Origin of the sequence: Maricaulis maris (assembly GCF_003634045.1) — a bacterium.
Taxonomy (GTDB): Bacteria; Pseudomonadota; Alphaproteobacteria; order Caulobacterales; family Maricaulaceae; genus Maricaulis; species Maricaulis maris.
On sequence record NZ_RBIM01000006.1, the window covers coordinates 289,251 to 309,167 of the forward strand.

At 63.9% G+C, this 19,917-nt stretch carries 17 protein-coding genes and 1 tRNA gene; 10 read left to right on the plus strand and 8 right to left on the minus strand.

Annotated features, from left to right (window positions below; translation table 11 throughout):
• Positions 1–98: 98 nt before the first annotated feature.
• Positions 99–1,511, minus strand: coding sequence for a M20/M25/M40 family metallo-hydrolase (locus tag C7435_RS13810; RefSeq protein ID WP_121212139.1), 1,413 nt, complete (start codon positions 1,509–1,511; stop codon positions 99–101).
• 104 nt (positions 1,512–1,615) lie between these two features.
• Between C7435_RS13810 and C7435_RS13815 the strand changes: the two genes are divergently transcribed.
• Positions 1,616–2,509, plus strand: a complete 894-nt coding sequence (locus C7435_RS13815) for a pirin family protein (protein ID WP_121212140.1) — start codon at positions 1,616–1,618, stop codon at positions 2,507–2,509.
• A 7-nt stretch (positions 2,510–2,516) separates the two neighbouring features.
• On the opposite strand, the gene C7435_RS13820 is transcribed toward C7435_RS13815, so the two are convergent.
• On the minus strand, positions 2,517–3,623 hold the full coding sequence (locus C7435_RS13820; RefSeq protein WP_121212141.1) for a DUF2891 domain-containing protein: 1,107 nt from the start codon (positions 3,621–3,623) through the stop codon (positions 2,517–2,519).
• A 234-nt stretch (positions 3,624–3,857) separates the two neighbouring features.
• On the opposite strand from C7435_RS13820, the gene C7435_RS13825 reads away from it, so the two are divergent.
• Positions 3,858–5,471, plus strand: coding sequence for a phosphoenolpyruvate carboxykinase (locus C7435_RS13825; RefSeq protein WP_121212142.1), 1,614 nt, complete (start codon positions 3,858–3,860; stop codon positions 5,469–5,471).
• A 325-nt stretch (positions 5,472–5,796) separates the two neighbouring features.
• Here C7435_RS13825 and C7435_RS13830 read toward each other — a convergent pair whose 3' ends face one another.
• Positions 5,797–6,207, minus strand: coding sequence for a hypothetical protein (locus tag C7435_RS13830; RefSeq protein ID WP_143742944.1), 411 nt, complete (start codon positions 6,205–6,207; stop codon positions 5,797–5,799).
• Between the two features lie 538 nt (positions 6,208–6,745).
• On the opposite strand from C7435_RS13830, the gene C7435_RS13835 reads away from it, so the two are divergent.
• Genes C7435_RS13835 through thrC form a run of 3 tightly spaced genes read left to right on the plus strand, consistent with a single transcriptional unit; the run spans position 6,746 to position 10,778 of the window.
• Positions 6,746–8,548, plus strand: coding sequence for a homoserine dehydrogenase (locus tag C7435_RS13835; protein WP_121212143.1), 1,803 nt, complete (start codon positions 6,746–6,748; stop codon positions 8,546–8,548).
• On the plus strand, positions 8,545–9,489 hold the full coding sequence (locus C7435_RS13840; protein ID WP_121212144.1) for a homoserine kinase: 945 nt from the start codon (positions 8,545–8,547) through the stop codon (positions 9,487–9,489). The genes C7435_RS13835 and C7435_RS13840 overlap by 4 nt, the downstream gene beginning before the upstream one ends.
• The gene (thrC, locus tag C7435_RS13845) at positions 9,486–10,778 is read left to right on the plus strand and encodes a threonine synthase (RefSeq protein WP_121212145.1); all 1,293 of its coding nucleotides are present in this window, start codon (positions 9,486–9,488) and stop codon (positions 10,776–10,778) included. The genes C7435_RS13840 and thrC overlap by 4 nt, the downstream gene beginning before the upstream one ends.
• On the opposite strand, the gene C7435_RS13850 is transcribed toward thrC, so the two are convergent.
• Entirely contained in the window at positions 10,775–11,491 is a 717-nt protein-coding gene (locus C7435_RS13850; RefSeq protein ID WP_147422706.1) for a DUF6445 family protein, read from the minus strand. The genes thrC and C7435_RS13850 overlap by 4 nt on opposite strands.
• A 268-nt stretch (positions 11,492–11,759) precedes the next feature.
• On the opposite strand from C7435_RS13850, the gene C7435_RS13855 reads away from it, so the two are divergent.
• From C7435_RS13855 to C7435_RS13870, 4 genes are all read left to right on the plus strand, one after another.
• Positions 11,760–12,233 (plus strand): TadE/TadG family type IV pilus assembly protein, encoded by a 474-nt coding sequence (locus C7435_RS13855; protein WP_170150480.1) that lies wholly within the window; start codon positions 11,760–11,762, stop codon positions 12,231–12,233.
• A 1-nt stretch (position 12,234) separates the two neighbouring features.
• Complete coding sequence (locus tag C7435_RS13860) at positions 12,235–13,671, plus strand: Tad domain-containing protein (RefSeq protein ID WP_121212148.1); 1,437 nt, start codon at positions 12,235–12,237, stop codon at positions 13,669–13,671.
• 232 nt (positions 13,672–13,903) lie between these two features.
• A complete protein-coding gene (locus tag C7435_RS13865; RefSeq protein ID WP_121212149.1) occupies positions 13,904–15,811 on the plus strand; it encodes a sensor histidine kinase in 1,908 nt (635 codons plus the stop codon).
• Positions 15,808–16,452 carry a response regulator gene (locus C7435_RS13870; RefSeq protein WP_121212150.1) on the plus strand — a complete coding sequence of 215 codons (645 nt, stop codon included), beginning with the start codon at positions 15,808–15,810 and terminating at the stop codon, positions 16,450–16,452. Before C7435_RS13865 ends, C7435_RS13870 begins: the two co-directional genes overlap by 4 nt.
• Before the next feature lie 79 nt (positions 16,453–16,531).
• Here the strand turns inward: C7435_RS13870 and C7435_RS13875 are convergent.
• Positions 16,532–16,608, minus strand: a tRNA-Met gene (locus tag C7435_RS13875).
• A 133-nt stretch (positions 16,609–16,741) separates the two neighbouring features.
• Between C7435_RS13875 and C7435_RS13880 the strand changes: the two genes are divergently transcribed.
• On the plus strand, positions 16,742–17,992 hold the full coding sequence (locus tag C7435_RS13880; protein WP_121212151.1) for a prolyl hydroxylase family protein: 1,251 nt from the start codon (positions 16,742–16,744) through the stop codon (positions 17,990–17,992).
• A gap of 266 nt (positions 17,993–18,258) precedes the next feature.
• Here the strand turns inward: C7435_RS13880 and C7435_RS13885 are convergent, their stop codons facing one another.
• From C7435_RS13885 to C7435_RS17275, 3 genes are all read right to left on the minus strand, one after another.
• Positions 18,259–18,774: a DUF805 domain-containing protein gene (locus C7435_RS13885; RefSeq protein ID WP_121212152.1), complete on the minus strand. Its 516-nt coding sequence runs from the start codon at positions 18,772–18,774 to the stop codon at positions 18,259–18,261.
• A 134-nt stretch (positions 18,775–18,908) separates the two neighbouring features.
• On the minus strand, positions 18,909–19,493 hold the full coding sequence (locus C7435_RS13890) for a hypothetical protein (protein ID WP_147422707.1): 585 nt from the start codon (positions 19,491–19,493) through the stop codon (positions 18,909–18,911).
• Between the two features lie 70 nt (positions 19,494–19,563).
• Positions 19,564–19,917 (minus strand): hypothetical protein (locus C7435_RS17275; RefSeq protein ID WP_233350781.1); only part of this gene is annotated, 354 nt, incomplete at its 5' end.

The window sequence follows — 19,917 nt, forward strand, 5'->3', positions numbered from 1 at the left end:
CTGGATCAATCAGGGCAAGATCGGGGCATAACGAAAGGAGCGGGCCACCACAGGTAGCCCGCCCCTATCACGACATGATTTCAGGTTGCATCGCGGCGTTATTCGTCGCGGCTGGTGCGGAAGTCGACATCGACCTCCGCAGCCAGATAAACCAGCGCCGCATAGGCCGCGACATTCTGCGCCAACTCGTCCGGATCGATCTTGTCGAGCGTATCGTCCGGCGTGTGGTGCAGGTCGAAATAATCGGTTCCGTTCTGGTTGAGACGCACGGTCGGGACGCCCTGCATGGCCAGCGGGATCACATCCGGGCCACCGCCGGGCACGTTCGAACCACCACGGATGATGCCAAGCGGACCGATAATGTCACCGACCGCATCGATCGCCGGCGTGCCCTCTTCGGACACATTCGAGACCAATTGCCAGATCGAGCGGGCACCAAAATCAGATTCGGTGGCGAGCACATGATTGGCGATCTCGTCCGCATGTTGTTCGGCATAGGCACGCGCGCCCAGCAGACCAACTTCTTCGGCCCCCCACATGACGACACGGATCGTACGACGCGGGCGTTCCGGCAATTGCGCGATCAGTGCGGCCGCAGCTGTCGTGATGGCAACGCCGGCGCCGTCATCAACCGCACCCGTGCCCTCATCCCAGCTGTCGAGATGGCCACCGATGACAACAATCTCGTCCGGGAGTTCCCGGCCGATCAGGTCCAGCACGACATTGCCGCTCGTCACTTCACCGCGCCAACCGGCGGTCGAGCGTATCCGCATCTCGATCGCCTCACCGGAATTGTGCAGGCGGCGCAGATGGTCGGCATCAGGATTGGAGATCGCAATCACCGGGATCTCGGCCCATTCGCCATCCTGCGAACTCATCATGCCGGTGTGCGGCATGCGGTGACTGTCCGAGCCGACCGAGCGCACGACCAGCGCGTCGGCGCCGCCGCGTTCGGCATGCTGCCAGCCAATCCGGCGACGCTGGTTTGACGGGCCATAACCGGCACCGGTCTGACTCGGCACCATGGCATCGCCGTCGACAAAGGCGATCTTGCCGTCGAGCGCGCCGTCTTCAATGGCGGTCAGGGCGTCGATATTGCGGAAATAGACGATCTCGGCATTGACGGCACCCAGTCGCGGCGACCGCCCGGATCCACCCAGAGCAGAGCCATACAGCGCCTGCTCGTAGGGCGCAGTCATGACGATTTCCATCTCGCCACGTTCCCAATAGGGCATGGTGAATTCTTCGATGCTGACGCGGTCAAAGCCCAGCTCGCGTCCAAGCGCCTCACCCCAGGCCCGCCCGCGGGCTTCCGCTTCCGATCCGGCCAGGCGCGGCCCGACCTGGGTCGTCAGCGACTCGACGATCTCATAGGCCAGATCGCTTTCGAGCGCGGTTTCGATCAGTGCCTGTGCCGTTTCAGCCTTGTCAGCCGGCAGCGAGAACCCGTCCTGCCCCAGTGTTTCCGCCGACAGAAACACTGTCATTCCAAGCGCGATAATTGATTTCATGAAGTCCTCCCGACACAGTTCGGGCGTCACTATGGAGGCCGCAGCGACAGGCGCAAGCCACGCCGATGTGCTGCAAGGCTGCAATTTCAGTCGGAGGACAGACAATGGCCGGACAGATCGAACACAAATTCGCTGGCAGAACACGCGATCTCGGCGGGTTCGAGGTCCGGCGTGTCCTGCCCTTTGCCAAGCGTCGCATGGTCGGCCCGTTCATCTTCTTCGACCAGATGGGACCGGCGCAATTCGCCCCGGGTCAGGGAATCGATGTGCGGCCCCACCCGCATATCGGCCTCGCCACGGTCACCTATCTGTTCGAAGGCGCGATGGAACACCGCGACAGCCTCGGCGAAGACCTTGTCATTCGCCCCGGCGATGTGAACTGGATGACGGCCGGGCATGGCGTCGTGCATTCCGAACGCACGCCTGACACGGAACGCGCCGCCGGTCACCACATGTATGGAATCCAGACCTGGGTCGCCCTGCCCGAGGACAAGCAGGACATGGCACCGGCCTTTTTCCACCACCCCGGCGCCAGCCTGCCCGAATTCGAACGTGGCGGTGCCCGCTTCCGCCTGATCCTGGGCAATGCCTGGGGCATTGAGGCCCCGGTGGAAGTCTTCTCACCGATTTTCTACCTGCATGGCGAAATGCCGGCGGGCAGCGCTGTCGACCTCGACATCGAACACACCGAGAAAGCGGTCTATCTGGTCGAGGGCGATGTTACCCTGGACGGTGAAGCGATTGCCCCGGGGGAGATGGCGGTGCTGGCCGATGACACGACGGGCCGCCTGGAGGCACAGGCCGACAGCCGGGTCATGCTGTGCGGCGGCGCCACGCTTGGCCCGCGCCACATCAACTGGAATTTCGTCGCGGCGAGCCAGGACGGTATCGACCAGGCCCGACGCGACTGGACCCGCGCCGCCGAGGCCGGCTTTCCGGCCGATGGCCGCTTCACCCTGCCGCCCGGCGAAAGCGAGCATATTCCTCTGCCGGACTGACGCGTGCTCAGCGCGGGATGTCGAGCGCGCGACCGGTCACCAGATAGGTTGCGAAACTGGCGAGCCAGTGACCGCCGGCATAGTCATCCCCCGTCACCGAGGCGATGCCGGACGCGGCATGCCGCGCCGAGGCCGCCATCAGACTGTCGCGACGCGGATCATCCGCTGGCAGCGAGTCGGCGATCGCCTCGAGATTCCACGCGCGCGACAGGTTCACCCCATCGAGATGGACCAGCTTGCCGTCGCTGGCATCCAGCACGACGCCCGGCTCCAGCCAATCGGCCGAGCCGTCATGAGGGATGTCGGGCAGAAATCCGGTCAGCCAAGCCGCGAAATCCGCTTGATCGAGCACGCGCCGCATCAGGTCGGCTTCCATCAGGCAGGGTGACAGGAAGTCCTCACCGGACGGTTCATAGCGGATCGGACAGGCCCGATCCTCGCGATGAAACCGCAGGGTCGCATCGACCAACATGCCCTCCAATTCCGCATCGCCCGCCGTGCGGGCCCAGTCGAGCGCCAGGGCAAATCCGAATGCAGACTGGTTATGCGTCCCGATCCGGACCGGATAAGCCAGATTGGGCAGCCAGCTGCGATAACGATCGGCAATCACCGCTTCCAGCGGGGCCAGGGCCTGCGACCAGCGGCGGGCACGCGGATCGTCCCACTCGCGCAGTTCGGCCCCCAGCTGAAGCAGCCAGGCGAGGCCATAGGGCCGCTCGAACGAGGCCCGGCCCTCGGCCTGGAAATAGGCGACTTCGCCAGCGATCGCCGCCGTGTTGAGATGCGCATCCAACGCGGTGGTCGCGGCCAACTCCGCCTCCGCATCCAGCCCGCCGCGCAACAGCCTGACGATCAGCCAATGGCCGTGCACGGCGGAATGCCAGTCAAAACACCCATAAAAGGCCGGGTGCAAGGCACGGGGTGTCAGGGCGTCCGTGTCGGACTGCAGCACATGCGAGATCTTGTTCGGGTATTCCCGATCAACGCAGTCGAGGGCGAGTTGAAGAAAATGCCGCTCCTGGTCTTGCGAGACCGCTTCGGACTGGGCCTCTGCGATGTTGCTGCAAAGAAAAGCAAAATTTGCGATGATCACAAAAAATGTTCGCGATAACATGAACTTCCCCCACCTCTTTTGCGTTTTCGAGCCGTGCCTTTTTGGCTTTTCTGGACATTGTCGATCTGCTACCGGCCCCATACCATGAGTATTTGGCGGGACTGGCAAGTGACTTGCTTCCGCCAGAAAACAAGGCCCGGCCTGCATCGTTTCAAAGCGGTATCGGGAATAACGGGTGTCCCGCCCGACGACGCACCAAACGACGTCGCGGGCGCACTGGGGGTTAGGAAAAACATGTCAAAGTCCGAACGTCTTGACGGCGGTCTCGCAGCACTGGGAATCCAGGCCGGCACGATCAACCTGAACTGGAACGAGGCGCGCCTCTACCAGGAAGCGGTCCAGCGCGGCGAAGCCGAAGTCGCCGAAGGTGGCGCCCTGGTCGTGAAGACCGGTGCCCATACCGGCCGCTCCGCCAAGGACAAGTTCACGGTGCGCGATGACGCCACCGAGACCCAGGTGTGGTGGGATAACAATGCCGCCATCTCGCCAGAGCATTTCGATGCCCTGTGGACCGACTTCCAGGCCCACATGGCGGGCAAGGAACTCTTCGTCCAGCAATTGTTCGGCGGCGCCGACCTCGATCACCGCCTTCCGGTCCGGGTGGTCAACGAGCTGGCCTGGCACTCGCTCTTCATCCGCCACCTCCTGCGCATTCCCGCTGCCGAGGAGTATGCGGATTTTGCAGCCGAGTTCACCATCATCAACCTGCCCAGCTTCAAGGCCGACCCGTCGCGCCATGGCTGTCGCTCCGAGACCGTGATCGGCGTCGATTTCGAGCGCCGCATGGTGCTGATCGGCGGCACCTCCTATGCCGGCGAAACCAAGAAATCAGTCTTCACCATCCTCAACTATCTGCTGCCGGCCAAGGGCGTCATGCCGATGCACTGCTCGGTCAATGCAAAGGAAGACGGCAGCGATGCCGCGATCTTCTTCGGCCTGTCCGGTACCGGCAAGACGACACTCTCCGCCGATGCCAGCCGCACGCTGGTCGGCGATGACGAGCATGGCTGGTCGCCCAACGGATTGTTCAATTTCGAGGGCGGTTGCTACGCCAAGATGATCCGTCTGTCGGCCGAGGCCGAACCGGAAATTCACGCCACCACCAAGATGTGGGGCACGGTGCTGGAAAACGTCGTCATGGATTCGGAAACCCGCATCCTTGATCTTGATGATGACAGCCTTGCCGAGAACAGCCGCGGCGCCTATCCGCTCTCGGCCATTCCCAATGCCTCGGCAACCGGTCGCTGCGGACACCCGAAGAACGTCGTCATGCTGACCTGCGACGCCTTCGGCATCATGCCGCCGATCGCCAAGCTGACCCCGGCCCAGGCGATGTATCACTTCCTGTCCGGCTATACCGCCAAGGTGGCCGGCACCGAGAAAGGCGTGACCGAGCCGTCAGCCACCTTCTCGACCTGTTTCGGCGCGCCCTTCATGCCGCGTCACCCGTCGGAATACGGCGCCCTGCTGCGCGAGCTGATCGCCGAGCACGATGTCGATTGCTGGCTGGTCAATACCGGCTGGACGAGCGGCGCCTACGGCACCGGTCACCGCATGCCGATCAAGGCCACGCGCGCCCTGCTCAACGCAGCGCTCGACGGGTCACTCAACGCGGCTGCCTTCCGTGAAGACCCGAATTTCGGCTTCATGGTCCCGATCGCCGTGCCCGGTGTCGATGACGGCATCCTCGACCCGCGCTCGACCTGGCCGGACAGCGCCGCCTATGACGCCCGCGCGGCGCAACTGGTCGCCATGTTCAACGAAAACTTCAAGATCTTCGAGGCTCATGTGGCGCCCTATGTCCGCGCCGCGGCGCCGAAGGTGCGCGAACTGACCGCGGCTGAGTAAGGTCCGGCGTCACACGCGAACACGACAAAGCCCCGGCCGGTTGGTCGGGGCTTTTTCTCTGGGCTGGGTGGGCCGCCGCCCGCCTATCCGGGGCTACCGATCATCCTCATTCGCGCCGCTAATTACCGTCATCCCGGCGAAGGCCGGGACCCAGGCTCGCGGTCCCGGCTTGGCCAAGCCGGGCAACAGCGTGCGTCGCAGACTGGGTCCTGACTTTCGTCAGGATGACGGTGGTTTGGGGGCTTTTTCTTTGTGTCGAGGGAAGCGTTCAAGGCGTGGAGCCTCGGGCGCACAACAAGACAGAACCGCTCCGCGCGACCTGAGCTCAGCCGCGCTTTGGCGCCAGCCTGTGTCCCAGCCAGGCCATGGGCAGGAAGACCGCCAGCCCGGCCGCCCACATCCAGAGCGGGCTGGGGATGAAGATGAGATTGCTCAATCCCGCGAAGAGCAGGCCGCCACCCGCCATCATGGAGAGGGCAAGATGATGGGAGCGCGCGACGGTGCTGGTCACCCAGCCCGCCGCGAGGGCACCGCCAGCCCAGGCCGCGACAACCGCCAAGCGATTGATATCCGGCACCTGGGCCATGGCGGCGCGCATGGCATCGGCATCGCTCATATCCTCCGGCAGCAGTCCTTCCGGCAAGGGCATGGCCAGATGACCGACGGCTTCGAGCAGGCCGGTCACAATCCCGCCGACGATGACGCCCGCCAGGACGGACAGGATGATGCGGATCATGGCAGTCTCCCGATCGCGACGCAGCGTCACAGGATGCGCAGCCGGGCCGAATGGCTCAAGCTTGCCCCAGCACGATCATGGCGACCAGCCCGCGCGCTGCGGAGAAAATCTTGCCCCGGGGTGTGACCTTTAACACCCGATTACAGAATTTCTGCCAAAAAGGGTTTGACGGCGCGAAATTTTTGCGCACCTCTTGTCATCAAGTTTTGCAAGCGCAGCAATCGTGCTGTCGCCCGCCTACCGAAGGACTTGTCGATATGGCCCACGCCATGGACATGATCAGCCGCCTCCAGCCGACCCTTTCGGGCCCGGCCGTGACCGGCTGCGCCATCGATGGCGGCCTCGGTACCACGACCATGATTATCACGACCACCTCCTGGACCAGGGGGGCGGCCGGCGTGGCGTAGCGGAACCAGACAAACCGCAACACACCGAACCCGCTCCCTCACCGGACGCGGGTTTTTTCATGTCCGAATTTCAGCCCTAACCATCAAACCCAACCCGACATCCAACCGACCCGACCCGAAGGACCCGACCCATGGCCTTGCCAGACCAACCCCAGCCAGAACTCCCCAAACGACCGCTCAAGCTTTGCGTGTTGAAATTCGGCAGCTCCGTCCTGTTCACGCCGGACGACTATGCCCGCGCTGCGCACGAGATTTACCGGCATGTCCGCGCCGGCGAGAAAGTGGTCGCTGTCGTCTCCGCCCTTGATGGCGAGACCGATGCCCTGTTCGGCGTCGGCAATGATGTCGGCCAAGGCTGTTCCGACGCCCTTCTGGCCCGCCTGGTCCGCTGCGGTGAGTTGAAGTCGGCGGCCCTCATGGGATTGGCACTCGAACGCTCCGGCATCCCCTCGGCCGTGCTTGATCCGCATGAGATGGGGCTGCGCGCCGAAGGCGAAGCCCTCGATGCCAATCTGACCGGGCTGGACGCCGGGCGTGTGCTGGCGCGCTTTGGTGCCGTAGACGTCATCGTCGCACCGGGCTTCTTTGGCGATGGTGCGGACGGGCCGGTCACCCTGGGTCGGGGCGGCACGGATCTGACCGCGGTCGAGTTCGCCCACTGGCTGGGCGCCGACCGGGTGCGTCTGATCAAGGATGTCGACGGGGTCTATACCGATGATCCGGCCAAGGTCGCCAATGCCAAACGGCTCGATCAGCTGGACTATGACGAAGCCGCCAAGGTCAGCCGCGGCCTCGTACAGGACAAGGCAATCACCCGCGCCAAGGAGCAAAGCGTGGTGATCGAAGTCGCCGCCCTGGGGCGCCCCTACGCCACACGCATCGCCGCTGTCGAAAAGCGCGCCGGCGGCGGCGTGGCGGCCAAACCGTTGAAGGTTGCGGTATTGGGACATGGCGCTGTCGGCGCCGGCGTTTGCGCCCATCTCCTCGCCCATCCGGGCCGTTTCTCGCTCAACCCGGTCCTGGTCCGTGATCCGGATCAACACCGTGTCGGCGCGCCCGTCGCCTTGCAATTCACAGCCGATCCCGCCGAGGCGTTGGCCGGTGATCCCGATATCGTGGTCGAGACGATTGGTGGCACCGGCCTCGCACGCTCGCTCTCGCAAAGCGTGCTGCGCGAGGGCGCGCATCTGGTGACGGCCAACAAGGCCGTCATGGCGCTGGATTTCGACCGCCTGCACCAACTCGCACAGGAAAACGGCCGCTCGCTGCGCTATTCTGCGACCATTGGCGGCGGCGTGCCGATCCTCGAAATTGTCGACCTGCTGGCCGCTGAAGACACGCTGCTCTCGGTCGAAGGCGTGCTCAACGGCACCTGTAATTTCGTGCTCGGACAGCTCGGACTTGGCGTACCACTGGCCGAAGCCGTCGCCGAAGCCCAACGGCTGGGATTTGCCGAGGCGGATCCCAGCGCCGATATCGACGGCTACGACGCCGCCGACAAGCTTGCCATCCTGGTGCGCCATGCCTTTGGCGTCGCGCTCCACCCCGATCAGATCAGCCGAGAGAGTCTGAGTGATTTGTCCGCCGACCGCATCGCCGCTGTCAACGAGCAAGGCCTCGTCTTCAAACAGGTCGCCCGCTGCGCCACCACCCATGATGGCCGCGTGGAAGCCAAGGTCGAGATCCAGGCGCTGGCGCCGGACCACCCGCTCGCCGGTCTGGTCAATGAAGGCAATGGCGCCCTGCTCAACCTGCCCGGCGGCCAACTCGGCGTGTTCGGCAAGGGCGCCGGCCGCTGGCCGACGGCGGAAGCCGTCTTCGCCGATATCATGGATATCCAGCGCGACACCGTCCTGCCCGCCAAGGCGGCATCGCACATGCCCGAGAATCCGCTTAGCCATATCCGTCGAATGTCCACGAGGACGGTGGCATGAGCCAAAAACCAAAGCTGGCGCGCGCAAGCGCACCGGCCAGTATCGGAAATGTCGGTGTCGGGTTTGACGTGCTCGGCCTCGCCTTCGACGCCGTGCGCGACACCGTCACGGTGCGCCGCGACAAGCAAGCCGGCGTCCGCCTGGGCCATGTGTCCGGCTTGGTCGAACACCTGCCCGAAGCGGTGTCCGACAATTGCGCCCTGGCAGCAGCGAACGCCGTCCTGCAAAAAGCCGGAGCGCCCTGCGGCATCACGGTCGACATTCACAAGGGCGTACCGTTGAGCGCCGGCATGGGCGGGTCCGCCGCTTCGGCGGTGGCCGCCGCCGGCGCCGTGAATGCCCTGCTCGGCTCGCCCTTCAGCCTGTCCGACCTCCTGCCGCTGGCAATGGAAGGCGAGAAAGTCTCCGCCGATCCGCCGCCCTGGGACAATGTCATGGCCGCCCTGATGGGCGGGCTGGTCGTCGCGGGCCGCCTTGATCCGCCGCTGATCCGCCGCCTACCGCTGCCCGCCGGGGTCGCCTGCATCCTGTTCCATCCGGATCGCAAGGTGGAAACCCAGCGCGCCCGCGAACTGTTGGCGCCGCAGATCGGCAAGGACATCGCGGTCGAGCATGCCCGCAATATCGCCAGTTTCGTCGCTGGCTGCGCGATCAATGATCTTGACCTGGTTCGCGCCGGACTGACGGACATTTTCATCGAGCCACAACGCCTGCCACTCCTGCCCGAACTGGCCGCCGTGCAAGCTGCCGCGATCGAGGCCGGTGCGCTCGGCTGCTCCTTCTCCGGCTCCGGTCCGTCCGTCTTCGCCTGGGCGCTGGAGGCGGACCTGCCGGCCGTCGAGACGGCGATGGCGGCTGCTTTCAGGACCGCCGATTGCGACGCCAATGCCTATGACGCGCCGATCGACTCGGCCGGCCTGCGTGTGGAGTCCGTGGAATGAAATACCGTTCGACCCGGGGACAAGCACCAATCGTGGATGCCGGCCAAGCGCTACGCGCCGGGGTGGCGCCCGATGGCGGTCTCTACATGCCGCAAAGCCTGCCGCATTTCTCGCCAGCCGATTTTTCCGACACGCCGGACCTGGCTTCACTGGCCGGACGCCTGCTCAGCCCCTTCTTCACCGACAGCGAACTCGACGGCGCTGTTCCTGGTATCTGCGCCGACGCGTTCGATTTCCCGGTGCCGCGAGTGCGCATTGGGACTGACGACACGGCCCCCGATTGCCTGGAACTCTTTCACGGCCCGACCGGCGCATTCAAGGATTTCGGGGCCCGCTTCCTGTTTCGCGCCTTCGGCGCTCTCGGTCAAAACACCGATGCGCCGGCCACCGTTCTGGTCGCCACATCAGGCGATACCGGCGGCGCTGTCGGTTGCGCCGCTGAAGGCGTTACCGGCACGCGCGCCATCATCCTGTTTCCGGCCGGGCGCATCTCTCCCTTTCAGGAGCACCAGCTATGCTGCTGGAAGGCCCCGGTCGAGGCGGCCCGGGTCAGTGCGGATTTTGATGCCTGCCAAGCGCTGGTGAAATCAGCCTTCGCCGACACCGCGCTCGCCGCCCGGCACAATCTGACCTCCGCCAATTCGATCAGCATCGGCCGCTTCCTGCCGCAGATGAGTTACTGGGCGCGCGCTGCCCTCGACACATTTGCCGAGACCGGAACCGCGCCCGGCCTCATCATCCCGACCGGTAATCTGGGCAATGCCTTCGCCGCCATCCTGGCGCGCGCCTGCGGTCTGCCGATCGGACCGATCATCCTCGCCACCAATGCCAACGCCACGCTGGCGGACTGGTTTGCAGGCGGGGATTATGCCGGCCGCGCTTCGATCGCGACCCTGGCCAATGCCATGGATGTCGGCGCACCGAGCAATTTCGAACGCCTCAGCGACATGCCGGCCGGTCAGGTCGCGCGGGTCGAACAGGTTGAGGACAATGATATTCGCCACCGGATCCGGACCATCCATGACCAGACCGGCTATGTCGCCTGCCCGCACACGGCGACAGCGCTGGAAGCCTGGCACCGACTGGATGATGTCGACCGCGCAGCCCGCCATTGGCTAATTGGCGCCACGGCCCACCCGGCCAAGTTTGCGGACACCGTCGAACCCCTGATCGGCCAATCGATCAAATTGCCCCCGATGCTGAAAGCCGCGCTGAACCGCCCGGTGCGGTCTCATGATCTCCGGAATGAGCTCGGCGAACTCGCCCGCCTTCTCGAGGAGCCAGCCTAACCCACCTCGGTATTTTCGAAAAAGAGCGGCAGGATGAGACGGCCGTTTTCCGGCGTATCGCCAAATGAGACGCCGGCATCATGCCACATATATCCCCGAAACAGGACGATACGATTATAGCGCATCGGGGCGATCATGGTTTCTTCCCACTTGGACCGATCCTGCTGGTCCGCCGCCAGAATGCTTCGTACGGCGTCATCAGCATTTTTGAATCCCTTGGCTTCCGCTTCGCCCGGGAAAACCGGCGCCCGGTCCCAACCGGTCGCGCGGTGGCGAAAAAAATGCGTGCCGCCGACACAATGCTCCGGCCGGGTCAGGAAAATCATCGCCGACCAGTGATTGAAGTCTATGTGCACGCTGGCCCTGCTGCCATCACCGTCAAGCGCCAGACGTGGCACCGCGTGCGAAGACTGCGGCGCCGGTGCAACTCGCTCGTGAACGATCTGCCCGACCAATTGCTCGATGCCATCAAGATTGAGGGCCGTCGCCGCATTGCGCCCGGGGTACGACGCCCGTTCCGGGCGCGGCGGATACGCCAACGACAATGCAGCCTGCCGAACCCGTTCCGGCTCGGGAAGAAAGTCGTCAATAATGATATGCGTCATGTGCATGCGCGAACGGCCCTCACAGCAATCATATCCGTGATGCCAAATCCTGCGCCACCGGTCTACTCCTCGCCACGCACCCAACACATAGCTGGCCTCGCCACCCATCTGGCAGGCCGTTACCCCCTGCAAGCCGGGCTTCAGACACTTCGCGGCGCGACGCCCATCACACAAAACACGCTTTGATTGATTTCCTTAACGGAACCAAGCTCGTTGTTTTTTCTGGAAATTTTCAATACCAACTCACAATATTCGGTTGTAACAGGCAACACGATTCAGAATTAATTAGCCCTCATACTATATGAGACTACCTTACATTGAGCCGAAACAGCACAATGAGAGCACAAAGAAGCTTAACCGCCCGGAGGAAACGCGCATGACTGCCCGTTTGTCTGATCGGCGGCACAAGAGCCATATTGTCGTACTTCGCTCTTGCGTCCGCACCCTTGCCCGCTTCCGCGGCACCTCCGGTGCGAGCGCGGTGGAATTCGCCATCCTCTCGCCACTGGCCATCCTGATCCTGTTCGGGATCATCGCCTACGGGCTGGTATTCTCGACCCATCTGAGCCTGCAGCACCTGATCGCCGAGACCGGGCGCGCGACGATACCCGGCCTTGCCAGCCAGGAACGCCAACAGCTCGCGCGCAACCATTTTGACGCCAAGCTCGACGCCTACCCGCTACTCAACCCCGCCGACGCGGAACTTCGCATCAACGATGACGGCCAGTTCACCGAAGTCCTGATCACCTATTCGGTCGAGTCGCACCCCGCCTACGTTTTCGAGGGCCTGCTGCCGCTGCCGGCAAGCCCATACATCTATCGTCAGGTCATTCGGAACGGGGGCAGTTGAGATGCGCCACTTCTTCCACGACGAGCGCGGCTCCATCGTTCCGATGTACGCCCTGACGCTGGGCGTGATCGCGATCCTGATGGCCTCCATTCTTGACCACGGCCTGCGCTATCTCGAAGACCGCAAAATGCAGGCACTGGCCGACCTCATTGCCCTCATGGCCGTACGTGACCAGGACTACTCGACCGAATTCGCCCGACAGGTCATCGCCGACCAGGGCCTGAATGCCGCGCGCTACCAGCCGATCCTCACGACCGGCCGCTACACGCCAGACCCGGACCTCGCCCCGCAGGACCGATTCCATCCCGCCACGTCTCGCATCAATGCCGTGCGTGTTGACTTGCATGCCCGGCTCATCAACGAAGACGGTGAGACACGGATTTCACGTCTGTTGGCCGAGGCCGCCGCGGCGCGTCGTGATACCGCATCCTTCGCCATCGGTTCCCGGCTCGCCCGCGTCGAAGGCGGCGTTACCGGTGATCTGCTCGCGGCACTGATCGGCTATGACGGGCGGATCGACGCGATGGATTATGAAGCACTGGCCGATGTCCGCATCGACAGCCTGTCATTCCTCAACCTGGTCGCCGCCGAAACCCGCTTGCGAGCCCTGACCTACGAACAATTGCTGGCGACAGACATTCCACCCGGCGCCGTCCTGAGTGCAATCCGCCAATTGAGCGGCGACGACGGGCCGTCCATTCTCGACCGGCTCGCGGGACGCGCCTTGCAAAACCTGCCGCCCATCCGCCTCGGGGATTTGTTCTCCGCCGAGGCCATCACCCGCATGCCCTATCTGGAGGGTCCTCTGGGCACTGAAATGTCGGCCTTGGACCTGATCGAGGCCACCGCCTACGCCGCCAATTCAGAGCATCAGCTCGCCCTGGATCTTGATGCCGGCCTGGCCGCGCTCTCGCTCGCGATCGGAGAACGACCGCAGTCGCCGCCAATGGGAGCGGCGAGCTATCCCGGCGCCGTTGCCGAAACCCGTCAACTCCATCTTCTGACGCAAACCCGGCTCGGCCTGGCCGACGTCGATGTCCGGCTCGAGGCGGCCCAAGCCAACGCCGAACTCACCCGTCTTTCCTGTCGCTCGAATGGTCGCATTGATGCCCGTTTCGACGTTGAAACCCGCCCGGCCCGGCTGGTCGTCGAGAGCCGCACGTCAAGACGACCATTGCTGAGTGTCGATCTGGGATCAGGACGTCGTCAGCATGTGCGCATGAACCAGACCCATATTGCCAACGGGACACCCGCTACCGCCAGTTCAGGGGTCGGCGTCAACGCCTCGCCCCTTGGCCTGTCCTTGCGGAGCGATGGCCTGCTTGGCGGACTGGTCGAACAGTTTACCAGCTTGACCGAAGAATTGGGCCTGCACCTGGCCGAAGCCGACCTTTTCCTGCGCGGTGCCAGCTGCGGTCACCCCTTCCTGATCGAATAGGACGGCCCGATGAGGCGGGCAGCCTGGTCAGGGCACCACCCGCAAGCAGCATCGGGCGGCGCGGGTTCCCCAGTGGATTTCAGGACGATATGGCGCTGTAATAGACTCGGCCATCCCCCGTTCAGGGGAGCGGGTCGGCCGTCGCTGCGGGTTATGATCAAGCGATCAGACAGGCAGCGAGGACAGGGTGGCCAGCGATCGCGCGACGGGGACAGATGCAAAGCCAAATGCCATGAAAACCGGGCCTGTCCTGACCGCGCCGGCCATGCGCCTCATGCTGATCGCCATCATCAGCCTGACGGCCCTGGCTGCGGTGTTGTGGCTGGCCATCCGACCGGTCGCGCCCGGCAGCGATATCCGGCCACTCTTTGCTCAGCCCGCCAAGCTCTGGCCGCAACTGATTGTCGGCTTCGGCGCCGCCATTCTGTCAGGATGGGTCTGGGCCTTGCGACCGCGGGACCTGGCGACGCGCCTGTTCGCACTGTCGGGCCTCGCCACACTGACCTTCACATTTGCCGCAGCCGCGCTCGACGTGCACGCCAGCGGTCTCGCTGATGCCAGCTTCCGCATGGTGTTGATGCTCAATGCGAGCGGCGCATCGGCTTTCGGCATCATCTTCATCGCCCTCTTCCTGGTCTATCCCGGTCATCTCAAACACGGGCGCATCCTGGCGGCGATCATCGGCGTCATCTTCGGCCTTTGGACCCTGCTTGCCCTGTCCGGACATCTCGCCGGCCACCTGGCGAGCGTCCATCTCATCACGACCCTGGAAATGGTCGGGATCATGCTCGCTGTCGCGGCGCAATACATTGCCGCGCGACATGACCCGACGGCCCGAGCCATCACGGTCTGGTTCGGTCTTGCCGTCCTGTTCGGCGCAGGTGGCTTTATCGTTCTCAATGCGGTGCCCAATACATTCGGATACCCGCCCCTCCTGACAGCCGAATACGCTTTTTGCTTTTTCGGCCTGATCTATATCGGGGTGGCGGCGGGCCTGCGCCGCTACCGCTTGTTTGAACTGGGTGAATGGGCGTTTCGCATCCTGTTTTACGCCGCCGGCACAGCTGTTCTGGTGGCTTTGGACGCGGCGCTCATTTTCCTGTTTCCGATCGGGCCGGGATCGGCCTTCGGCCTGTCCTTGCTGTTTATCGCCTTCGCCTATCTGCCGCTCCGTGATGGCCTGGCCCGGCGCTTCATGCCGCGCAGCCGGTTGCGCGAAGACGAGTTGTTCGGCGCCGTCGTGGCCGTGGCGCTGGAAGCATCGCGCCGTCGCCGGGCGGAACGCTGGGCCCAGCTCGTCACCGAAACCTTCAACCCGCTGGAAACAACCCTCGACCCGGCGCCGGTGGATGCGCCCGAGATCGCCGAAGAGGGATTGACCCTCCGACTGCCGGCCATGACCGGGATCCCGCCACTCATCCTGCGCTATCCATGGGCAGGGCGCGGCCTGTTCGGGCCAGCGCAGCGCGACCTCGCCCGTCGCCTGATCGACCTGATGGCGCACGCCGAGGCGAGCCGTGACGCCTATGATCGCGGCGTCGCCGAGGAGCGTGGCCGCATCGCTCGCGACATGCACGACAATATCGGTGCCCAATTGCTCGGCGCCCTGCACTCGGCTGATCGAGAGCGCAAGGACCTGATGATCCGCGAGACGCTGACCGACCTGCGCGACATCATCAACAATGCGTCCACGCCCGGTCTTGATCTGGATGAAACACTGGCCGATCTGCGAGTCGAAACCGCTGACCGGCTCGGCGCTGTCGGCATCACGCTCGATTGGGAGATGGATATCGGCGCGACGCCCAGCCTGTCGACCGGGGGCACGCACGCCCTGCGCTCGGTTATCCGGGAAGCCGTCAGCAACACGATCAAGCATTCCGGCGCCAAGACGATGCGGGTCCGCGCCACCCGCGAGGGCGATGTCGCCCGCGTTGTGATGACCGATGACGGGCGCGGCCTGCCAGCGGTCCGGACCGGTCGCGGCCACGGTCTGGCCAATATGCAAAGCCGCTCACAGAGCCTGAAGGGCGAACTGACCCTGGATGGCGGCACCGGCGGCACGCAGATTTGCCTGCGCTTCCCGCTCGCGCCCGTGACGTCAAACCCGCCGGTTCCATCCTGCGAGGAGGCTCACGGATGACCCGTATTCTGATTGTTGAAGATGTCGCGGAAACGCGCCGCTGGCTTGGCGACATTGCCCGGGCCGCATTCACCGACTGCCGGATCGAGGAGGCTGACAGCATGCGCTCCGGCCTCGCCGCCGCCGCCCGCCAGGACTGCGACATCGCCCTGATCGACCTGGGCCTGCCCGACGGGTCCGGCCTTGAAGTCCTGCGCAGCCTGCGTCTGGTCTGCCCGGACGCCATCCCGATCGTGACTACCATAATGGGTGACGACGCGCATATTGTCGCCGCCCTGTCAGCGGGCGCACAAGGCTACCTCCTCAAGGAACACACCGCCGAAATGCTGACCCGGCAGCTGGTGCAGCTGGCCGACGGCACCCCGGCCCTGTCGCCGTCAATCGCCCGCCGCATCATGGAACATTTCCGCTTCACCGGCCCGGCCGCCGACCCGGAAGAAGACCTCACCACACGCGAAAAGGAAGTGCTTGGCCTGATCGGTCGCGGCCTGCGCAATATCGACGTCGCCACAGCGCTCGAACTGGCCGAGAGCACGGTCGCCAGCCATATCAAGTCAATCTACCGAAAGCTGGGCATTTCCTCACGCGCAGAGGCCAGCTGGCATGCGACGCGGATGGGATTGACGACCGGGGACAGGTAATCGCTCGTCCACCATGGAGACAAATTGTGACAGACGCCCAAAACCAAAAAACCCCGCGCCAACAGCGCGGGGTTTTCAATGGGTGCGGGGGTAGGATTTGAACCTACGACCTTCAGGTTATGAGCCTGACGAGCTACCGGACTGCTCCACCCCGCATCAGGGTCTTCCGGGTCAGCGCCTCTGGTGGGCGGTGTGTGCCGGGAGCGCGTGTGTAAGCTGACATCCGTGTACGGTCAACAGCATAGCTGCGCTTGGCCAGCTTTCAAAAGCAGGGTTTAAACTGGCCCCCATGACCCAAGCCTCGACACCCCCCAGCCAGATCGCCCGATCCGCTCTGCAAGACTGGCATGCCGGCCGTCATGACGACGCCATTTCCGCCGCCGAACGGGCTACCTGCGACGGCGATGAAGCCGCCATGGGCCTGCTGGTCCAGTTCAGCGGCCTGCCCGAAGCGGGCCCCGATTCAGCCCGTCGGGTCCGGATCGCCCTCGACACCGCACCGGATAGCGTGATGCGCAACCGGCACCGCGCCTATTTCCGCGCCGCCGGGATCGGTCATGATGTCGCGGACTGGGCGGGCGCCCTCGAGACGCGGCAAGCCGAGGCCGAGGCCGGCGACTGGGTGGCCCGGACCGAGCTCGGCCTGCTGGCGATCATGGCGGGCGAAACAGAGACCGGCCGGGCCTGGCTGGACCAGGCCGGCCGCGCCGGGTCCGGTCTCGCCATCGCAGCCTTGATGCGCGAAGCCCTGGAAGCCGGCGAGCGCTTTGCCTGCCTCGATGATCTCGGCCCCAATCTCGCGCGCTCCGGCCACCCGATGGCCGGCGGGCTGATGCATCACTGCGCCAAGCTCGACGCGGCGCCAGCCAGCCCCGGCTTCGCAGTACCGCAAGACACAGACATCGCCCTCACCCGTATCGCCGAAGCCCTCGCCTCGGCGCCACCGGCGACGGACCGTGTCAACACCAGTCCCCGCATCGAGCGCTGGGTCGGTGCAATCGCGCCGAGCGCCTGCGATTACCTCACGGTCGGCGCGGCGCCGCTGCTCAAGCCGGCCCAGATCATCAATCCCAAGAGTGGCGAGCTGGAAAACGATCCCTATCGCAGCTCATTGACCGCGCCGATGCCGGAACAGGCGATGGATCTCGTCTCTTGGGCGATCAAGTCACGCATGGCCTGCCTTGCCGGCCAGCCGGCCCGGCATGGCGAAGCGCTGGCGGTGATCGTCTACCGGCCGGGCGAGGAGTACCGGGCCCATTTCGACTTCATCGTCGATTCCGGCGGTCATGCCGCCACGGACATCAAGGCGCGCGGCCAGCGGGTCTCGACCTCGCTGGTACGCCTGAATGAGGAGTTCACCGGCGGGGACACGGTCTTCCCGCGCCTTGATGTGCGCTGGACCGGCCGGCGCGGCGATGCCCTGAGCTTTGACAATGTCGCCGCCGACGGTAGCTGCGAGAAAACAAGTCTGCACGCCGGCGAACCCGTCACTGAAGGGGTCAAGGTGATCGCCAGCCTGTGGCTGCGCGAGCGGATCTGATCGGGCGGCGCAGGCCCGGCGGATGCGTCAGTGCCGCACCGATTGCAGCGACCGTGCGACATCCTCACTGACATGATTTAGGCCGAGCTGGCATACCGTCTCGCACGCGGTCGCGGCACACAGCGCCCCCCGGGGCCGCGGCATCGCGCCCGTCCCATTCCAGCAGCGAAACGGTCAACTGCCGCCCATAAATTGCTTGTGTGCGCTGAGACCGGGTGTGACAGGACGAACAGGAAAGAGCGGGCTGCCGATCGGTCCTTTTCGTGTCACTTGCCAGCTGGCGGCGGGCCATACCGGTTGGGTTCACCGCTGCCATTTGCCCCCAGAAGGCCAATCAGCGGCAAGACCGACAGCAGATAGATCAATATGAGGCCCATCAATGCGTAGAAACCGTCTGGTGCCGCACCACTGGCCGGGAGCTGTGCGAATTGGTGGGGCATCAGGCTGCCAACCAGCGTCAGCAAGACAGCCGGTGGCACAGCCCAGGCAAGGCTGCGCCCACTATCATGCAGGCGCCGCGTGATTGACGCGCCCATGAGCGCAATCTGGCCAAGGATGACCAGCAGGACGAGCACCGTGGACACGATCCAGGCTTGCCCGCCAAACAGGCCGGTGACGATTCCTGCGACCTCGAGGATGACCGGTGCGATCGCCAGGATCATCGCAAATCCCCACACCTGGACACCCACCATTCCCCACGGCAGGAAAACAGCGAGCGAATCCCGGCCCTCAAACCGTGTCAGATTTTTGAGGTGATAGGACACAGGTTGAAAAATCGACATTCATTCCCCCCAATTTGGAGACAAGATTATACAGCGATTTCCCGCACGCCAATTGACCACTGGCGTGGTTGGGGATGGGCGCGTTCCGCGCGGGTCTGTTCCTGTATGGCTTGTCAGCCAGGACGCCTTATCGGTCAATTCGCGATCGTAAGCAGACCCGCCATCCCCAGGCCCAGTAAGATCAGCAAGGCCCCGATCAAATTGACAACATAGCTTCCGAAAATTCGGAGATAGCTGCCATCTATGGACAGAAGCATTCGCGTGCTCCTGCCAACTGAGTACCCTTTACCCGACATCTCGAAGTCAAAATAAATCAATTTTGTAATCCACACGATCAAACCCAAAAGGCTGAGCATGGCGACCAGTTGGCGCTCGGGATCCAGCAAAGGCATCACCGAGTTGTCAGGATCGATGGCATCATCAAAAACCATCCAGGCAAAACCCACAAGGCTAAACCCGATGGCGATCGACATGCCACTCAGACTGCGTTCGCCATTCGCATTCTTCACGAACGCGCCCGGCAGAAAAATCAACAACATGACCGTCAGGGCCAAGCGCTCCTGCTCTGTCACCTCAAAGCCAAGCGGAACAACTACTGCGTCAATTGGGGTAAATCCCCACCGGCAGATCTGGCCCCAAGCGTCCACGGCTTGGTTCAGAACCGAACCGCTTACGACCCATTCCGACGTGCTCAGAAATGCGAGCAGATTGATCGTCAACAGGATGATCCCGAACAATCTGCTCCAATAAAACCCCCACATGACATCCTCTCATTACCGGTCTGACCCGTCATCCTGCAGCGCTTTCGCACCGGTGAAACACCGACCGATGGAAGGCGCGCCCTGCCTTGTCCATCTCCGCAATGAGCATCGAGCCGGACAGGGCGCGGACTGGCAAGCCCATTTCGATCCGCCTGCCGCTCGCACCGTTGTGTTTTCCGGTTGGTGATAAATCCAGGCGGTCTGACACTTTGCCGGCGTGGGCCGGTGAGAGTTTCAGGCTTGGGTTCGGGCACAAAAAAACCGCCGCGTGAGCGACGGTTTGATTGTTTTGATATTTGTGGAGGATATTGGATCTATCGTGCAGACCGGGCAGCGACCTACTCTCCCACGCCTTAAGACGCAGTACCATCGGCGCTAGGGG

Coding starts and splice junctions, on each gene's coding strand:
- C7435_RS13810 (WP_121212139.1), bottom strand. CDS start 1,511: ATGAAATCAATTATCGCGCTTGGAATGACAGTGTTTCTGTCGGCGGAA.
- C7435_RS13815 (WP_121212140.1), top strand. CDS start 1,616: ATGGCCGGACAGATCGAACACAAATTCGCTGGCAGAACACGCGATCTC.
- C7435_RS13820 (WP_121212141.1), bottom strand. CDS start 3,623: ATGTTATCGCGAACATTTTTTGTGATCATCGCAAATTTTGCTTTTCTT.
- C7435_RS13825 (WP_121212142.1), top strand. CDS start 3,858: ATGTCAAAGTCCGAACGTCTTGACGGCGGTCTCGCAGCACTGGGAATC.
- C7435_RS13830 (WP_143742944.1), bottom strand. CDS start 6,207: ATGATCCGCATCATCCTGTCCGTCCTGGCGGGCGTCATCGTCGGCGGG.
- C7435_RS13835 (WP_121212143.1), top strand. CDS start 6,746: ATGGCCTTGCCAGACCAACCCCAGCCAGAACTCCCCAAACGACCGCTC.
- C7435_RS13840 (WP_121212144.1), top strand. CDS start 8,545: ATGAGCCAAAAACCAAAGCTGGCGCGCGCAAGCGCACCGGCCAGTATC.
- thrC (WP_121212145.1), top strand. CDS start 9,486: ATGAAATACCGTTCGACCCGGGGACAAGCACCAATCGTGGATGCCGGC.
- C7435_RS13850 (WP_147422706.1), bottom strand. CDS start 11,491: ATGGGTGGCGAGGCCAGCTATGTGTTGGGTGCGTGGCGAGGAGTAGAC.
- C7435_RS13855 (WP_170150480.1), top strand. CDS start 11,760: ATGACTGCCCGTTTGTCTGATCGGCGGCACAAGAGCCATATTGTCGTA.
- C7435_RS13860 (WP_121212148.1), top strand. CDS start 12,235: ATGCGCCACTTCTTCCACGACGAGCGCGGCTCCATCGTTCCGATGTAC.
- C7435_RS13865 (WP_121212149.1), top strand. CDS start 13,904: ATGAAAACCGGGCCTGTCCTGACCGCGCCGGCCATGCGCCTCATGCTG.
- C7435_RS13870 (WP_121212150.1), top strand. CDS start 15,808: ATGACCCGTATTCTGATTGTTGAAGATGTCGCGGAAACGCGCCGCTGG.
- C7435_RS13880 (WP_121212151.1), top strand. CDS start 16,742: ATGACCCAAGCCTCGACACCCCCCAGCCAGATCGCCCGATCCGCTCTG.
- C7435_RS13885 (WP_121212152.1), bottom strand. CDS start 18,774: ATGTCGATTTTTCAACCTGTGTCCTATCACCTCAAAAATCTGACACGG.